Below are 14,379 nucleotides of genomic sequence, written 5' to 3' on the forward strand. Positions count from 1 at the left end.
GTATAGGGGCTCTTTTTATCAGATAAATGATGACTTTATATGTTAGCTGGTGTGAACCATTTCGTCCGGATCCGGTTGCACTCCATCCGGAATTGCACTACCAGGACCAGCCATGGTCATTTTGATGTCAAGAACCTCCAAAGCAGGTACGCTCCATTCCTTTTTCATATAGATTCACCTCCTTTCAAAAGTTTTTTTGAAGAAATCGGTACAGAATGAGGCTGCGCATGAGGAGTTTAATGGACGGGCCATAGGCTTGATTTGGATCCATTCCCTGACGGGCCTCCGATAGAGCTTCTTCGAGAACAGGCATGTTAATGAACTGCTGCATTCTAGAATCACGACTCAGATGATCCAGTTCATCGATAAATGCAGGCCAGTCGCTTCGCATTCGATGGATAGAATCGGCTGCCTGGATGCCTCTTGTTCTCTGGTTAAGCCGGATGGAATCAGGGAGCAAGCCTGAAGTAGAGCGTCTAATTAAAGCCCGATCCATGCCGTTATGAACAAATTGCTCCATGGGCGTTGACAAGCAGAAACGAATGACGCGCAGATCATTGGTCGGATCGTGACTCCATACGGAATAACGAAGGGACAGTTTGCAGCCGCTTGACCCGGTGGCGCTCCACATGTTAACCCGGTTAAAATGCTGAATTCTTGCTTCCAGTGGATCATCTGGAAGATCGTCTGTTGAACCAATTCCGGTAAACGCGCGATCCTGCAGCTTGTCGTAGATCCCTGCGCGTTCAGCAAAGTCGGAATGAATGAGCTGCGGCAAATCAGCTGATGATCCGGATGGCCTTATCCTTGTAAGGGAAGGCAATGCTTTACGACAAAGGATGGAGTATAACCGCTTACGTCCAACTCCAACGTTCCTGCTATACTGATTGATCTCGCGGGATAGATGAAGCCAGTTGAACTTTTTCATAAGTCGCGTGTAATACTCAATCGCGGGTCCCCAAGATATGCTGTAATTCCCCCGTGCACCATTCAACAGAATTCCGATCCCGCGCTGCTGCGCTTGCGCATAAATTCCTCTTAACCAAAAAGAGTTATCAAAGAACTTGTAAGGAGATTCCAGGATGTCGATCCAGTCGTCGATTTCCGTAAAGGGACTGTGACCTTTGAAATCCAAGTAATGATCATGGATGTTGCCCACAAACTGTACGGTCTGCCTGATGAGCGGCCTCTCGTCAGCGAATCTGTGTTTTGGCGTCCAATCTTTGAATTCGTCTTCCGGTATGTAACTGAAAGTATGAAGCATCCGGTTTTCCTGCTGAAGCGCTCTGGCAGCAAAGCTTGCAACGGAGCCCGAATCCAAACCACCACTAAGATGAGCGCCGATTTGCAGACTTGAACGACGAAGCCTTGAGGTTACGGCTTTATGAAACACCTCACGAAAGGCTTCTTCATACTCCTCGGATGAACGGAGCTGCAAAGGCTGCACATTAGCCAGGCTGTCATATCGGCTGATCCATAACCGGTTCTGTTTAACGATGAAGGAGTGGGAAGGCGGGATCTGATAAATATGATTGTACACAGTGGTTGAAGCATCCGGGGGTTCGAACACACCGCGGATCGCCAGAAACTCGGCTAGCCAACGCTCGTTAAGCTCTTTATGTATATAAGGTAAAGTGAGCAAGGGAGTCATCATTGTACAGAAGGAGAACTGCTGCTCATCGAGATGATAATATAGCGTTCTTGCGCCTGAGAAATCCCTTGCCCCGAACAGCAGCTGTTTGCGTGCATCCCATATGGCAAAAGCAAAATCTCCGACCAATCGTTCCGGCATCCGTTCGGACCATTTCTCATAAGCCTGCAGCAGGATTTCACTGTCTGTCATGTGCGACCTTTGGACTTTCGGCACATGCAGTTGTTCCATAAGCTCATCCCGATTGTCTAGGATGGCGTCGGCCGTGATGGCAAGTCCGCGCTGCGGATCGTAATAAGGAAGTATTTCGTGGACGGCTTGCTCTGTAATCCATTGGGCATGACACCCCATCATAATATAGTCCTGTTGCCAAACGGCGCTTTGATCGGCAGGATACTTGCTTAATGCTGACATTATGAGCTCACTGTTATCCGTTGGAATCGGCTCTCCATGAAAACGATAAATACCCGCAAGTGCGCCCATTCGATCTTCCTTTCGTTGCAACTCATTACGAAATAGTAAGCATGTATGCATGATACATTTCGTATCGTAATCATTATAATACAAGTATACATTTTGTATCAATACTTTTTTTATACTTTATGGTGAATACATTAGCTCAAAGTTAAATGGCTTCACCTTCTTGTGCGCCTTGAACTTTTGCGGAATAGGATCATACAGAGTAGGTAAGCAAGGAGAATGCCGAGTGAATCATTGATCACATCGTAGATTCGACCGCCTCGGAAGAAGAAAAGCTGGAGAATTTCAGTTAGCGCCGCATAGGCGACAGACCAGAAAAAGGCGGTTCTTCTTCTGCCAAAATCGGATGCGAGTAGGGCAAGAATGAAGAATCCGATAAAATGACCGATTTTTCGCAGAATCCAATCGCTGCTGTACCACTTAAGATCCAGTTTTGTAAGCTCGGACCAGTCGGGAGAGGGGTTAAACTGGAAATCCACGACTTGATATCTAATCAGTAGATGGAAATTAACTGAACAAGTAAAGACGAATAGAGCTATTGCCCATAGAAAGGTAAGAATGATTCGCATGAAAAATAGCTCCTTTTGGTGGTGAAGATGCTTCTATTTATATAACTGATTACAATGCGTTTTTATTTGATACAAAATGTATCCAACCAGTTCCTATATTATAGTAATCCATGAGTTGTTTTCAAGATTGAAGTTTGAATTGTTTCAATATTTGGGCTTGGCTCTAATCGTAGGTGGGTATTTTCATCAAGCACATTTGTAATGTAGTCACTACTATGTAGCAAGGAGGAGATGAGCATGGCCAAGAGACAAACGAAATACATGAAGATGAATGCATGGTCATCCTCGGATACGATGGATCCGAACGATGTAAGCTTCAATTTCGATTTGTTAGATGAGGAATTAATGAGCCGTGGCATTAACGTTAAGTGGTTTGGAGCTGTAGGTGATGGAAGAGCAGATGATACTGCGGCTTTTCAGGCCGCGATGGCAAAGTGTGATAAGCGTTACAAGCTATTTGTGCCTCCTGGTGATTATCGGATCAGACAAACGATAGAGAATAATAGCAGAGGAATTTATGGGGCAGGTCCCTATGTAGATGGTGGACAAATGGGCACGAGAATTATCTGGGACCCCCTCGACACAACAACCGATTTACTTCCATGCATAAGAATCCGAAATTCTGGAGTGAAAGCAGTATTTGAGGATTTCGGAATATATGGTGTTTCAAGATATAACTCAAGAGAACTGATCAACTGGATAAATAAGGAGTTATTTGAGCAAAGTCTGTACGATATGTTTGCTGTAGGTTCAGCTGCGTTTGAAGTTGCAGGATCAGCGACACCGATATTTAGAAATATTGCTACATCTGGAGTGAAGGTTGGGCAGCTTCTTAACAGTAACAATGGACATGTATCTTCATACGAATGTACCTGGAACGGATTAATTGGCGTATATTGCCGTATCAACACAGGGGATTATTTTTATCAAGGTGGCAGTATAACAGGAGCATTCTGCGGCATCATGTTTGGTACGATATTAGCGGCCGGACATCGCGGGGGGTTCAATGCCAACCTTCATAGAACACATCTTGGATTTTCACCGTACGCTATTTATCAGTGCATTGACAGTGGACTTGATGACTATAAGGCAGCTCCTGTAGTTCTAGGATTAAGCGGCATCTATATGAATGCTCAGTTTGAGCAATGCGGAGAAGCGGCAATCAAACTATTGAGTAAATCTTTAACATCGAATTTAAGACTATTCGGCTTCGGCTTTACTTGGTCTGTAACAAGTTATACAGGGAATCCTTCAAAGTGGGAGTACTCGATGCCAGATGAATTGATACCTGCTGGTGAAAAACAGAAATATGCAGCTTGGTTTGGAACCGTTACAGCTCCGACGACATTTAACGATGAACTCGGAATATTAAAAAAATCGAATGCTCAAGGCGCCATTGGAACGGCATATATTGATATTCTGACCGGTGATAAGGAATCCGATTTGACTGGATTGGGACTAGAGAATGTGGTGATTCGTAGAAAGGTAACTCCTTTATACAAGAGTGCCGACTTACAAACACGAATGAAGGAAAGAGAGCATCGCACCCTTATGCCGGTATCAGCGCCAAACCTGCTTAGAAATCCGGAAGTGCTATCGAATTGGACGGTATTAAATGGAGGCGTAATTAGTCTTGTCACGGCCGACCAAGTGCCGGTCCCGATTAGTAACGAGATGAGGCAGGTCATCGGTCCGCATCCTGTCATTTTAAAAATCACGCCAGATGGAGTGCGATCACCGATGATGGCGATCAAGTTCAATAGCCGGACATTGCCGTATCAGGGAGATGCTAACAGAAACTTGGCCATGCAATATTTCATTTTGCAAACGGAGTATGAAAGCGGAACGTTATATAAATCAATGGGCCGAATTGCTGCCCAGAATGCGGAGTATATTTTTAACGATGCCATAACTTGGCGTGAAGAAGGTTGGAAGCATCTTCGGGGGAGAGAGCTTGCAAGTCAAACTGGTTTATTGCATGAATTCAGCATATCGTTCATCCCCAAAGTGGGTGAAACCTATATTGCTGGGGTAATGGTGACGTGGGATCATATCGGGTCGTACTCTCCGCATCCACATAGTTATATGACAGATTCCTTAGAAATTGAGGGTCCGGGAAACGGGATTATATTGACGGACTCCGTGACAAGAGCCAGATATCAATTATCTATTGTCAACGGCAGCTTGCAAATTACGCAAAAATGAAAACTGTTTTGTGAATCGATGATTCTCTTCGATAAATCAGCTTTGTTGATCTCGTACATCAACAAGGCTGATTTTTTTGCGGTTAGAACGAAAAGGAGGTGGTATTTAGGATACATATTGTGTCATTTTTATGTAAATTCATGAAAATTAACCTTGACATGATACAAATTGTATCGTAAATTATGGAATGTAAAATATACAGAATGTATCGAAGAGCTTGGACATTCAAGGCATGTTTTTTAATCCATAAAATAAGCGGAGGTTTACAGCCGAATGGAACTTAAACAATATTTCCGAATTGTTCAGAGAAAATGGTGGTTGATTGCTGTTATTGTCGTCATTGCGATGGTAGCAACCGCTGTAAAGAGCTTCTATTTTACGACACCTATCTACGCAGCGAACGCTAAGTTAATTGTAAACCAATTCTCGGGGACAGAGCGGCGACACTCAATGCAAGCACAATTCAAACTAGTATTTTTCTGATCAATTCGTACAAGGAAATTATTAGGTCCTCGGCCGTGATGAACAAAGTGGTTGAACAGTACCCCGAGCTGGGTGAAAGTCCCTCACAAATTGCTGCCAAAATATCTGTTACCTCGGCGAACAATTCACAAGTTATGAATCTGGTTTACGAGGATATCTCTTACACCAAGGCCGCTAGTGTCGTAAATGCTGTCTCCACGGTATTTAAAGAGCAAATTCCAAACATTATGAATGTGGACAATATAACCATTCTGAGCGAAGCGGATCCAACCCTATCTCCTGCGCCTATCAATATAAATCCGGTGATGAACATGTTGATTAGTTTTGTTATCTCACTCCTTCTGGCGATCGGCTTTATATTCCTGCTCGATTATTTGGACGATACCCTCAAGACCGAAGTGGAGATTGCAGAAATCATGGAAGTACCCGTGCTTGCTGTCGTAGGAAGGATCAGCAGAAAAGAGCTGAAGAGGTCCACACGATCGAAAGCTATTCCAAAACAAAAGGCAGGTGAGAGTCAGTATGCGTCGCTCCATCAATAACCATAATCTGATCGTTTCCGCCAATCCGAAATCGCCAATTTCAGAGATTTATCGACTGCTTCGAACCAAGATCCAATTCTTTTATAAAGAACAGGAATTGAAGACCGTTATGGTGACATCGTCACAGCCTGGAGAAGGCAAAAGTACCGCGATAGGCAATTTGGCGGTAGCTTATGCGCAGGAAGGTAAGAGTGTACTACTGATCGATGCAGACCTGCGAAAGCCCTCCTTGCACCGGATGTTCTCGTTGTTAAACTCCCAAGGCTTAAGCACTTTGCTTGCGGGAGGCATAAGTCTTGAGGAAGCGATTCAGGAAACGGCTGTTGAACGATTATCATTGCTGCCATCCGGACCGGTCCCCGTAAATCCATCAGAATTGATCGATTCACCATCTATGCGGGAACTGCTCGAGGTTTCAAAATTGCAATATGATGTCATTCTTGTCGATACGCCATCGGTGCTTTCCGTATCGGACTCCGTAATTGTCAGCGCATTATGCGATGGAGTCATTATGGTAGCTGCAACCGGAAAGGTAAAGAAGGATCATCTTAGAAAGGCGAAGGAGCAGTTGGACCATGTGAATGCCCGGATATTGGGGATTGTGCTGAATTAAACGAAGAGAGCGTCCACAAAGATACGGCTTTCAGGCAGGAATGATAATAGAAGAGGAATGAGTAAGAAAAGGTAATGTCTACTGCACCTCTATCACTGCAGACACTCGGTTACGCTGTGGGTCGTTTCGACCTTAGACATGATTGTCGAGGGTGTAATGTGAGGACGGGTTTAATGCCCTTTTTTCATGAAAGGCTTAGCTATGTTCTTTTCTACAGAGAAGAGTATATAGCTGAGCGTTTCTGCTAAACGGACAATGAGCCTACCCGTTGTCTACATAAAAATATGAGTTGGAGAGTGAATGGGTGATGAGGAGAGTAAAGAAAGCCATTATTCCTGCAGCGGGGCTTGGGACACGTTTTCTGCCTGCAACGAAAGCAATGCCAAAGGAAATGCTTCCGATTGTGGATAAACCCACCATTCAATACATTGTGGAAGAGGCCGTGGCATCGGGAATTGAGGATATTATCATCGTGACGGGTAAAGGCAAGCGTTCAATTGAAGACCATTTCGATCATGCGTTTGAACTGGAGCATAATTTGCTCAGCAAGGGAAAGTATGAATTGCTTAACGAAGTTCGGCGCGCTTCGAATGTTGAAATCCATTACATACGCCAAAAAGAAGCCCGGGGTCTAGGTCATGCCGTTTGGTGTGCACGTAACTTTATAGGAAATGAACCATTTGCCGTCCTATTAGGGGATGATATTGTTCAATCCGATACACCTTGTACTCGGCAATTGGCCCAGCAGTTTGAACGATTGCAGAAGTCGGTTATCGGTGTTCAAAACGTGCCCGATGATCAAACACATCGCTATGGAATTGTGGCTCCACTGGGTAAGATGAATCGCTTGTATGAAGTGGATTATTTTGTAGAGAAGCCTCCTGCCGGTCAAGAACCGTCGAGACTAGCCATCATGGGCCGCTACATATTAACTCCTGAAATTTTTGATTACCTGGAACATCAAGAGGAGGGGGCTGGTGGAGAAATTCAGTTAACGGACGCGATCCAGAAGCTGAATGAAAGTCAGGGCGTATACGCTTACGATTTCGAAGGCACCCGATATGATGTAGGCGAAAAGCTTGGATTTATTATGACCACTCTTGATTTTGCACTTCAAAATGAGGAGCTCCGAAAACCCCTTCTACAAGGTATGGAGACGATTCTTGAAAGAGAGTATTCAAATTCAAATAAAAATTAATAGCTGAAGAGGTGTATCATCCATGTCTCCCAATCCGCAACGTAATGAAGTAGACGTTGTGTTCGAAGTAAATAAACGATATGCAAACGATTTGGCATTAGAGGCGGAACCCAGAGTTTTGTATCTGGCAATAAAACGTGTCATGGATTGCGTATTGGCTTTCATCGGACTTGTTCTGTTGTCGCCACTCTTTGTGATTGTATCCATTCTTATAAAACTGGAGGACCCGAAAGGGTCTGTTTTTTTCTACCAGACACGCATCGGTAAGGATGAGAAGCCATTCCGAATGTACAAATTTCGCTCCATGGTATCGAATGCGGAAGAACTGCTCGAGGAGCTATTGGATCAAAATGAAGTCAGCGGTGCTATGTTCAAAATGAAGAATGATCCTCGTATTACGAAGATTGGGAAATGGATTCGAAAGACGAGCATTGATGAGCTGCCTCAGCTATGGAATGTTCTCTGCGGCGAGATGTCTCTGGTCGGTCCAAGACCGGCACTGCCAAGAGAAGTACAATTATACAGCAATTACGACAGGTTACGATTGAGAGTAAGCCCTGGCTGCACCGGATTGTGGCAGGTGAGCGGTCGTAACAATTTAAGTTTTGATGAGATGTTGGAGCTGGATCTGGAGTATATCGAACGAAGAGGCTTGTGGATGGATCTGAAATTGATACTTCAAACCGTCAAGATCATGATCCTTCCGAATTCAGCCTATTAACTGAGGCGTACTATTGGAATTTTTGAGGGAGATAGGGTGATTGGAAAATATGGAGAGGATCTCTGGATTAAGCTCTTGGAGAAGGAACGCCGCACGAACGATTCGTGGGTCGATACAGGTCGGGGTCATTATAGCGAGCGGTACTTTGATTGGATTGCTCAGTTCCGTTGACTCTCTGCATATTAAACTGCTGGAATTGGTATTCCTGGTCTTATGTATGCTGATCGGGCTGTATATCCAGTTTAAGAGCCCACATGTTCTTATTCCATACTCACTTTTGATATGGACGATCAGCCCTGAGGTAAGACGCTTGCTCGACTGGTCGTTTCAGTCGTACAGCGATACATCGATTATCATGCTGACTCCGTATTCTGTTTCATTGATATTACTGATAACAACGATCAAACACTTTAATCGGATCGATTCGAGAATAAGACTGATCATAAAAATCATTAGCGTGGCATTGATATATGGGTTTATCCTCGGTTTCATGAAATATGGACTGTCTTCTGTATATGACTTGCTGAGCTTATTTGTTCCATTCTTAGTGCTGCTATACGTGAGTGCCAGTCAGTTCGATAAGGGAATTTGGGACAAATGGCTGAGAAGCTTTGCTTATCTTGCGGTCCTTGTAGGAGTCTACGGCATATACCAATACTTGGTTTTGCCTCCTTGGGATCATTTCTGGATGACAACCGCGGATATGAACTCAGTCGGAATACCGGAACCTCAGAAATTCCGGGTGTTCTCTCTGCTGAATTCACCGGGACCAGCAGGTATGTTTCTTGGTTTTGCACTAGCCATTATGATTGTACAAAAAAAGTGGAGAGCGTTTGGCATAGTCGGAATTATGATCGTCGCGTTTGCGCTTCTGCTCACTCTGGTTCGGGTTGGATGGATTACGTGTGTAATAATGATCGTTGCCTATTTTGCCCGTTCCCGATTAAAGAGCAAAGTGCAGTTGGTAGCCTTAGGTGTCATTATGGTGCTGGCGTATACCTTTATTCTTCCGCTCTTGCCGGGGGCCAATCAGGTATCCTCGCGTATTAGCACGTTCGAGTCATTGGAGGAAGATCACTCTTTTAATGAGCGGTTGGACTTTGCTAAATATATTATCTCGGATGTGATATCCAATCCCATTGGAAGAGGACTGGGCAGTTCGGGACTGGGGGTCAAGCTAACCCAGAGTTCGAATACAGTGGCTGTATTTGATAATGGGTATTTAAATTTGTTTTATTCATTTGGGTTACCCCTGGGACTGGCCGTTATTTTTTTATTAGGATATTTGTTCGTAATTCTCTTCAAGATCAGCAAAACAGAGAAGAGTTATGCTCCGATTTCCTTTGCAGCTATTAGTGCGATTCTATTTCTGTTATTAGGAAGTAATGTATTGAGCGGATTAAGCGGATATATTCTACTGCTGATTATCTCACTCGCATTTCCATATGCGTCTACCAATCGGAGGGAACTGTAGCATGTTAATCGTTTTTTTAGGCGACTCCATTACGGAAGGATTAGGTGTCATTCGCTCCAATACCAATTATGCCAACTTGTTGCAGGCTCAGCTCAAGTCACTGCTTTCCCAGCCTGTTGAAATCATGAATTTCGGCTCCAGCGCCATGCAGGTAAACGAATCAAGGGCGAAGTATGAACAGCGTATTATGGAGCTGCAGCCGGATTTCATCGTTTTTGCCCACGGAATTACGGAATCCATTGTACGGGAACAGAAGCAGTATTTGAAATGGCTGCCCAGACGGTGGCGAAGGCCCGGTTGGATGGACCCAAGACCTTATTATTCGACTCGAAAAGCGCGAAGACTTATGGAAAGGCTGGAATCGGCGCTTCGATGGAGAGTGAAGGTGACCCTGATTAAAGTGTTTGGCGGCAGACCATGGATGAGTCTCGAGGATTTTAAACAGCATACGACGGAACTTATTCTGAACATTCTGAATAACAGTCCGAAGACCAAGGTGGTGCTGCTTACTCCCAGTGATATCGAGGAGAAGTACTTTCCGGGATCTGTAGAATCAATGAAGAGGTATAGAGGTATATTGCACGATATTTGCGAGAACAGCAAAGATTCAAACCGGATATTTCTGTGCGACACATCCCAAACCTTGAATAAATGGAGTGATTACTTGGAAGACCGGTTTCATCCGAATGAACTGGGACACAGTAAAATTGCTAAAGCGCTGCTCAGCGCCATTCGTGAGGATTCCCTTGCTGCACAACCATGGATGAAAGAGGTACAACGATGAGAATCTGTCTTGTTACGCACAAGGTGAAGAAGGGAGACGGACAAGGCAGAGTCAATTATGAAGTTATTGTGGAGGCCTTAAAGCAAGGGCACGAAGTGATCGTGATATCCTCAGAGCTGTCGGAGGACCTCCGAAATCATTCCCAAGTGGAGTGGATTAGGATCAATGTTAGCAAAATCCCGATCGCCTTATTACGAAATCAGTTGTTTGCTATCGTTTCCGCATGCTCAATCTGGCTTCGTCGGACCCGCATTCAGCTAGTTGTGGTCAATGGATTCATAACTTATGCCCGGTCTGATATCAATTGTGTGCACTTAGTTCATAGCGCGTGGGTGAAGTCGAAGTATCATCCGTTTCGGGAAAAGAAAACGTTAAGGACGTTTTATCACTTTGTCTACAACGGGATCAATGCCGTTCTGGAGCGAATCGCACTGAAGAAAACCCGGCACATTATTTCCGTATCTGAGCAGGTGAAGCAGGAACTCGTCCGGGATGCAAAATGCGGCGGTCGGCGCATTTCAGTTGTTCATAATGGTGTTGACACGAGCGAATTCTATCCACGTCAGATCAATAGAGCCGGTTATAAACTGGATGAACACACAGTCTACGCCTTGTTTGCAGGAGATTTGAACTCAGGCATAAAAAATCTGGATACAGTGCTCCGTGCGTTATCCGAAGTGGAGCATGTTCACCTGCTGGTTCTAGGAAATGCAGAAAAGAGCCCATATCCGAAAGTTGCCGAACAATTAGGAATTTCGGACCGTGTTCATTTCCTTGGGTATCGGAAGAATATCGCAGATTTTATGGCGCTTGCCGACTTGTTTGTTTTTCCTTCTAGATATGAGTCGTTCTCGCTTGTCATTTTAGAAGCGATGGCATCAGGCCTGCCTGTGATCATGAGCAACCGCTGCGGTGTGGTTGAGCTTCTGTCTGACGATGCAGCCATAATCTTGGACAATCCGGATGATACCAAGGCTCTGACCAATGCAATCAGAGAACTATCCTCCAATCCGGAACAATTAAGAAGGATGGCACGAAGAGCGAGGGAACATGCGCTCCAAAACGACTGGGAGGCCATGGCGATCAAATACATGGAAATATTCAGAGAGACGATGAACGCTCAGTCAGGCATCCTGCCGATCGACAGGCTCGAAGGGAAAGAACGGTATGTTGAAAATACATATACTCAAAAATAAAAGAAGCTGGGGCAGTCTTGGCAATGTCATGCAAACATTTGCATCCAATGTGTTAATCCTCGGTGTCAACGTATTAACAGGTATTATTATCGCAAGGACTTTAGGCCCTGAGGGCCGTGGAGAACAGGCAGCCATGATTATGTGGCCGCAATTCTTGGCGTACTGTTTAACTTTAGGTATGCCGTCGGCGCTGGTCTATTATATGAAAAAAAAAGATGGGAACCAGGGCTCGCTCTATATCACCGCGTTGATTATGTCGTTGATTCTTGGATGCGTGGCCATAGCGATCGGTGCTGCCCTCATTCCGTTCTGGATGAAGGGATACTCACCGGAAGTCATTGAATTTGCGGTGTGGGCACTGGCAGTTTCGCCGCTTGCGATACTAGGCACCATTAATATAGCTGCCTTACAGTCTAGGGAAGAATACTTCTTGTATAATTTCATGCGATATATTCCGGTCCTGGGTATACTGATTCTGCTCTGTGTCCTTGTTGCAACCGGGAATGTTACGTCATTTTATACATCGATTGTATATCTTTTTCCCGCTATTCCAATAACCATATGGATAACAATCAAGCTGGTCTTGCATTATAAAATGAAGCAGAGGAACAAGCTGGAATCCGCTAAAAAGCTGCTCAGTTACGGGGTCCGTTCCTATGGAACCGATGTGGCAGGGACCTTCTCCGGTTATATTGATCAGATTTTGGTAGTAGGGTTACTATCACCGGCCAGCCTTGGCCTTTATGTTGTTTCGCTGAGCCTGTCAAAAATTTTAAATACGATTCAGACTGCGATTACCTCGGTGTTGTTTCCCAAGGCGTCCGGACTTCAACATGCGGAAGCCATTCGACTCACGTTCAAAGTTTATCGCGTTAGTATGCTGGTGACTCTTCTTGTAGGTGCCTCGGTATTTCTTATTGCGCCGTATCTGTTAATTCTCTTGTATGGACAGTCATTTACGGATGCTGTTCCGATATTCCGGATTTTAATCTTCCAAACGGGGATTGCAAGTCTTTCGTGGATTCTTTCACAAGGCTTTATGTCTACTGGCAAGCCGGGGGTAGTTACCATCATTAGAGTATCAACCCTTGGGATTAATATTGTGCTGCTGAATATTCTTATCCCGATACTGGGAATTGAAGGTGCGGCAATCTCGCTGTTGATTACATCCGTCGTGGAATTTATTCTGATCTTCCTGCTCTATACGCTGAAGCATCATATTAAACCACGGGACTTTATCTTGACGAAGATGGATATTGTATGGCTGCTTCAGCGTATTCGTATTCAATTGAGCAGCTAAGGAGTCATACTGTGCCAATTGAACTAGCTTTACCGTTAAATCTTATTGAAGAAAAGAGAGATTATGATGAATATACTTACAACTGGAATGGGTTGGATCGATATTCAGCATGGCGGATTAAACCGTTATTTTGCGGATTATATGAAAGCTATGAAGGAGTATGGCCATACCGAGCTTGGACTGGTCGTAGGTCCTCAGGGGGCTAGTATAGAAACAGATCTTAATATAATCAATACAACGGAAGGAGCAACCCATCACGATCTCCTGTCTCGAATGAGATCTGTTCAGAAGCGTTCCTTTCAAGCAGTTGGCAGCTTTCAGCCCGATGTATATAATCCGCATTTTGCACTCTATTCAGCTATGGTTACAAGGAAGAAAATACCGCCGCATGTCCCAATTGTTACTCATTTTCAAGGACCTTGGGCGTTAGAATCAAAAATTGAGGAGAAGAAGCAGAGCGGAGCCGTGACAGAGGTGAAGTGTTGGCTGAAGAAACAAGTAGAACAAATTAGCTATCGGCGTTCCGACAGCTTCATTGTTCTGAGTCAATATTTTAAAGATATGCTCGTGGAGAACTATGATGTGAAAGAGCGGGACGTTCATATAATTCCAGCGGCTGTAGATCATGAACGCTTCCGTCCTCATCCCAATCGGGAGCAATTGAGAACAGAGCTGGCTATTTCAACTGGTCAGCCCATGCTCTTCTGTATAAGAAGATTAGTCCGTAGGATGGGAATCGATAGGCTGATTCACGCCATGGTAGACGTGATTAAGATACATCCTGAATCTCGCCTGTTCATCGGTGGAGACGGACCCATGCGTGCGGAATACGAAGCGTTAATCGGTCAGCTTGGACTCGCTTCGCATGTTAAATTGCTTGGTAGAATTTCTAACGAAGAGCTTGTTCGGTACTATCAAGCTGCGGATATCAGTGTTGTTCCGACACTTACCTTAGAGGGATTTGGGCTTATAACTGTTGAGTCTCTTGCGTGCGGGACGCCCGTGCTAGGAACTCCATATGGGGGACGAAAGAGATTCTGCAGCAATTGTCGAATGACTTACTGTTCAAAGACGGGACATCTGAGGCCATGAGTGAAAAAATTATTGATGTTCTAAATAACAATTTATTTTTGCCAACCCGGGAAACATGCAGACAACATGTG

General features: G+C 44.6%; 14 protein-coding genes. 11 read left to right on the plus strand and 3 right to left on the minus strand.

Going from position 1 to position 14,379, the window contains the following annotated elements; genetic code table 11:
- Positions 1-42: 42 nt before the first annotated feature.
- The 3 genes from BJP58_RS21580 to BJP58_RS21590 all read right to left on the minus strand — a co-directional run bounded on the left by BJP58_RS21580 (position 43) and on the right by BJP58_RS21590 (position 2,700).
- Complete coding sequence (locus BJP58_RS21580; RefSeq protein WP_106426994.1) at positions 43-168, minus strand: paeninodin family lasso peptide; 126 nt, start codon at positions 166-168, stop codon at positions 43-45.
- Between the two features lie 16 nt (positions 169-184).
- Positions 185-2,134: an asparagine synthase-related protein gene (locus BJP58_RS21585; RefSeq protein ID WP_194545023.1), complete on the minus strand. Its 1,950-nt coding sequence runs from the start codon at positions 2,132-2,134 to the stop codon at positions 185-187.
- A gap of 152 nt (positions 2,135-2,286) precedes the next feature.
- Entirely contained in the window at positions 2,287-2,700 is a 414-nt protein-coding gene (locus tag BJP58_RS21590; RefSeq protein ID WP_194540496.1) for a VanZ family protein, read from the minus strand.
- 237 nt (positions 2,701-2,937) lie between these two features.
- On the opposite strand from BJP58_RS21590, the gene BJP58_RS21595 reads away from it, so the two are divergent.
- The 11 genes from BJP58_RS21595 to BJP58_RS21640 all read left to right on the plus strand — a co-directional run bounded on the left by BJP58_RS21595 (position 2,938) and on the right by BJP58_RS21640 (position 14,308).
- Entirely contained in the window at positions 2,938-4,905 is a 1,968-nt protein-coding gene (locus BJP58_RS21595) for a glycosyl hydrolase family 28-related protein (RefSeq protein WP_194540497.1), read from the plus strand.
- Positions 4,906-5,178: 273 nt separating this feature from the next.
- Complete coding sequence (locus tag BJP58_RS33710) at positions 5,179-5,388, plus strand: Wzz/FepE/Etk N-terminal domain-containing protein (RefSeq protein ID WP_233354717.1); 210 nt, start codon at positions 5,179-5,181, stop codon at positions 5,386-5,388.
- A gap of 38 nt (positions 5,389-5,426) precedes the next feature.
- Complete coding sequence (locus tag BJP58_RS21600; protein ID WP_233354718.1) at positions 5,427-5,930, plus strand: YveK family protein; 504 nt, start codon at positions 5,427-5,429, stop codon at positions 5,928-5,930.
- Positions 5,911-6,543: a CpsD/CapB family tyrosine-protein kinase gene (locus BJP58_RS21605; protein WP_194540498.1), complete on the plus strand. Its 633-nt coding sequence runs from the start codon at positions 5,911-5,913 to the stop codon at positions 6,541-6,543. Before BJP58_RS21600 ends, BJP58_RS21605 begins: the two co-directional genes overlap by 20 nt.
- 307 nt (positions 6,544-6,850) lie before the next feature.
- The gene (galU, locus tag BJP58_RS21610) at positions 6,851-7,741 is read left to right on the plus strand and encodes a UTP--glucose-1-phosphate uridylyltransferase GalU (RefSeq protein ID WP_194545024.1); all 891 of its coding nucleotides are present in this window, start codon (positions 6,851-6,853) and stop codon (positions 7,739-7,741) included.
- A 22-nt stretch (positions 7,742-7,763) separates the two neighbouring features.
- A complete protein-coding gene (locus BJP58_RS21615) occupies positions 7,764-8,462 on the plus strand; it encodes a sugar transferase (protein WP_113059074.1) in 699 nt (232 codons plus the stop codon).
- A gap of 49 nt (positions 8,463-8,511) precedes the next feature.
- Positions 8,512-9,936 (plus strand): O-antigen ligase family protein, encoded by a 1,425-nt coding sequence (locus tag BJP58_RS21620; RefSeq protein WP_194540499.1) that lies wholly within the window; start codon positions 8,512-8,514, stop codon positions 9,934-9,936.
- Between the two features lies 1 nt (position 9,937).
- On the plus strand, positions 9,938-10,720 hold the full coding sequence (locus BJP58_RS21625) for an SGNH/GDSL hydrolase family protein (RefSeq protein WP_194540500.1): 783 nt from the start codon (positions 9,938-9,940) through the stop codon (positions 10,718-10,720).
- Positions 10,696-11,916, plus strand: coding sequence for a glycosyltransferase family 4 protein (locus BJP58_RS21630; protein ID WP_194540501.1), 1,221 nt, complete (start codon positions 10,696-10,698; stop codon positions 11,914-11,916). Before BJP58_RS21625 ends, BJP58_RS21630 begins: the two co-directional genes overlap by 25 nt.
- Before the next feature lie 28 nt (positions 11,917-11,944).
- On the plus strand, positions 11,945-13,216 hold the full coding sequence (locus tag BJP58_RS21635; protein WP_194540502.1) for an oligosaccharide flippase family protein: 1,272 nt from the start codon (positions 11,945-11,947) through the stop codon (positions 13,214-13,216).
- A gap of 45 nt (positions 13,217-13,261) precedes the next feature.
- Positions 13,262-14,308, plus strand: coding sequence for a glycosyltransferase family 4 protein (locus tag BJP58_RS21640; RefSeq protein WP_233354719.1), 1,047 nt, complete (start codon positions 13,262-13,264; stop codon positions 14,306-14,308).
- The last annotated feature ends 71 nt before the right edge of the window (positions 14,309-14,379 follow it).

The organism is Paenibacillus sp. JZ16 (assembly GCF_015326965.1).
GTDB lineage: Bacteria > Bacillota > Bacilli > Paenibacillales > Paenibacillaceae > Paenibacillus_AQ.

Bases quoted from the DNA above. Each gene is read 5' to 3' on its own strand.
- BJP58_RS21580 (WP_106426994.1), bottom strand. From the start codon at position 168: ATGAAAAAGGAATGGAGCGTACCTGCTTTGGAGGTTCTTGACATCAAA.
- BJP58_RS21585 (WP_194545023.1), bottom strand. From the start codon at position 2,134: ATGGGCGCACTTGCGGGTATTTATCGTTTTCATGGAGAGCCGATTCCA.
- BJP58_RS21590 (WP_194540496.1), bottom strand. From the start codon at position 2,700: ATGCGAATCATTCTTACCTTTCTATGGGCAATAGCTCTATTCGTCTTT.
- BJP58_RS21595 (WP_194540497.1), top strand. From the start codon at position 2,938: ATGGCCAAGAGACAAACGAAATACATGAAGATGAATGCATGGTCATCC.
- BJP58_RS33710 (WP_233354717.1), top strand. From the start codon at position 5,179: ATGGAACTTAAACAATATTTCCGAATTGTTCAGAGAAAATGGTGGTTG.
- BJP58_RS21600 (WP_233354718.1), top strand. From the start codon at position 5,427: ATGAACAAAGTGGTTGAACAGTACCCCGAGCTGGGTGAAAGTCCCTCA.
- BJP58_RS21605 (WP_194540498.1), top strand. From the start codon at position 5,911: ATGCGTCGCTCCATCAATAACCATAATCTGATCGTTTCCGCCAATCCG.
- galU (WP_194545024.1), top strand. From the start codon at position 6,851: ATGAGGAGAGTAAAGAAAGCCATTATTCCTGCAGCGGGGCTTGGGACA.
- BJP58_RS21615 (WP_113059074.1), top strand. From the start codon at position 7,764: ATGTCTCCCAATCCGCAACGTAATGAAGTAGACGTTGTGTTCGAAGTA.
- BJP58_RS21620 (WP_194540499.1), top strand. From the start codon at position 8,512: ATGGAGAGGATCTCTGGATTAAGCTCTTGGAGAAGGAACGCCGCACGA.
- BJP58_RS21625 (WP_194540500.1), top strand. From the start codon at position 9,938: ATGTTAATCGTTTTTTTAGGCGACTCCATTACGGAAGGATTAGGTGTC.
- BJP58_RS21630 (WP_194540501.1), top strand. From the start codon at position 10,696: ATGGATGAAAGAGGTACAACGATGAGAATCTGTCTTGTTACGCACAAG.
- BJP58_RS21635 (WP_194540502.1), top strand. From the start codon at position 11,945: ATGCAAACATTTGCATCCAATGTGTTAATCCTCGGTGTCAACGTATTA.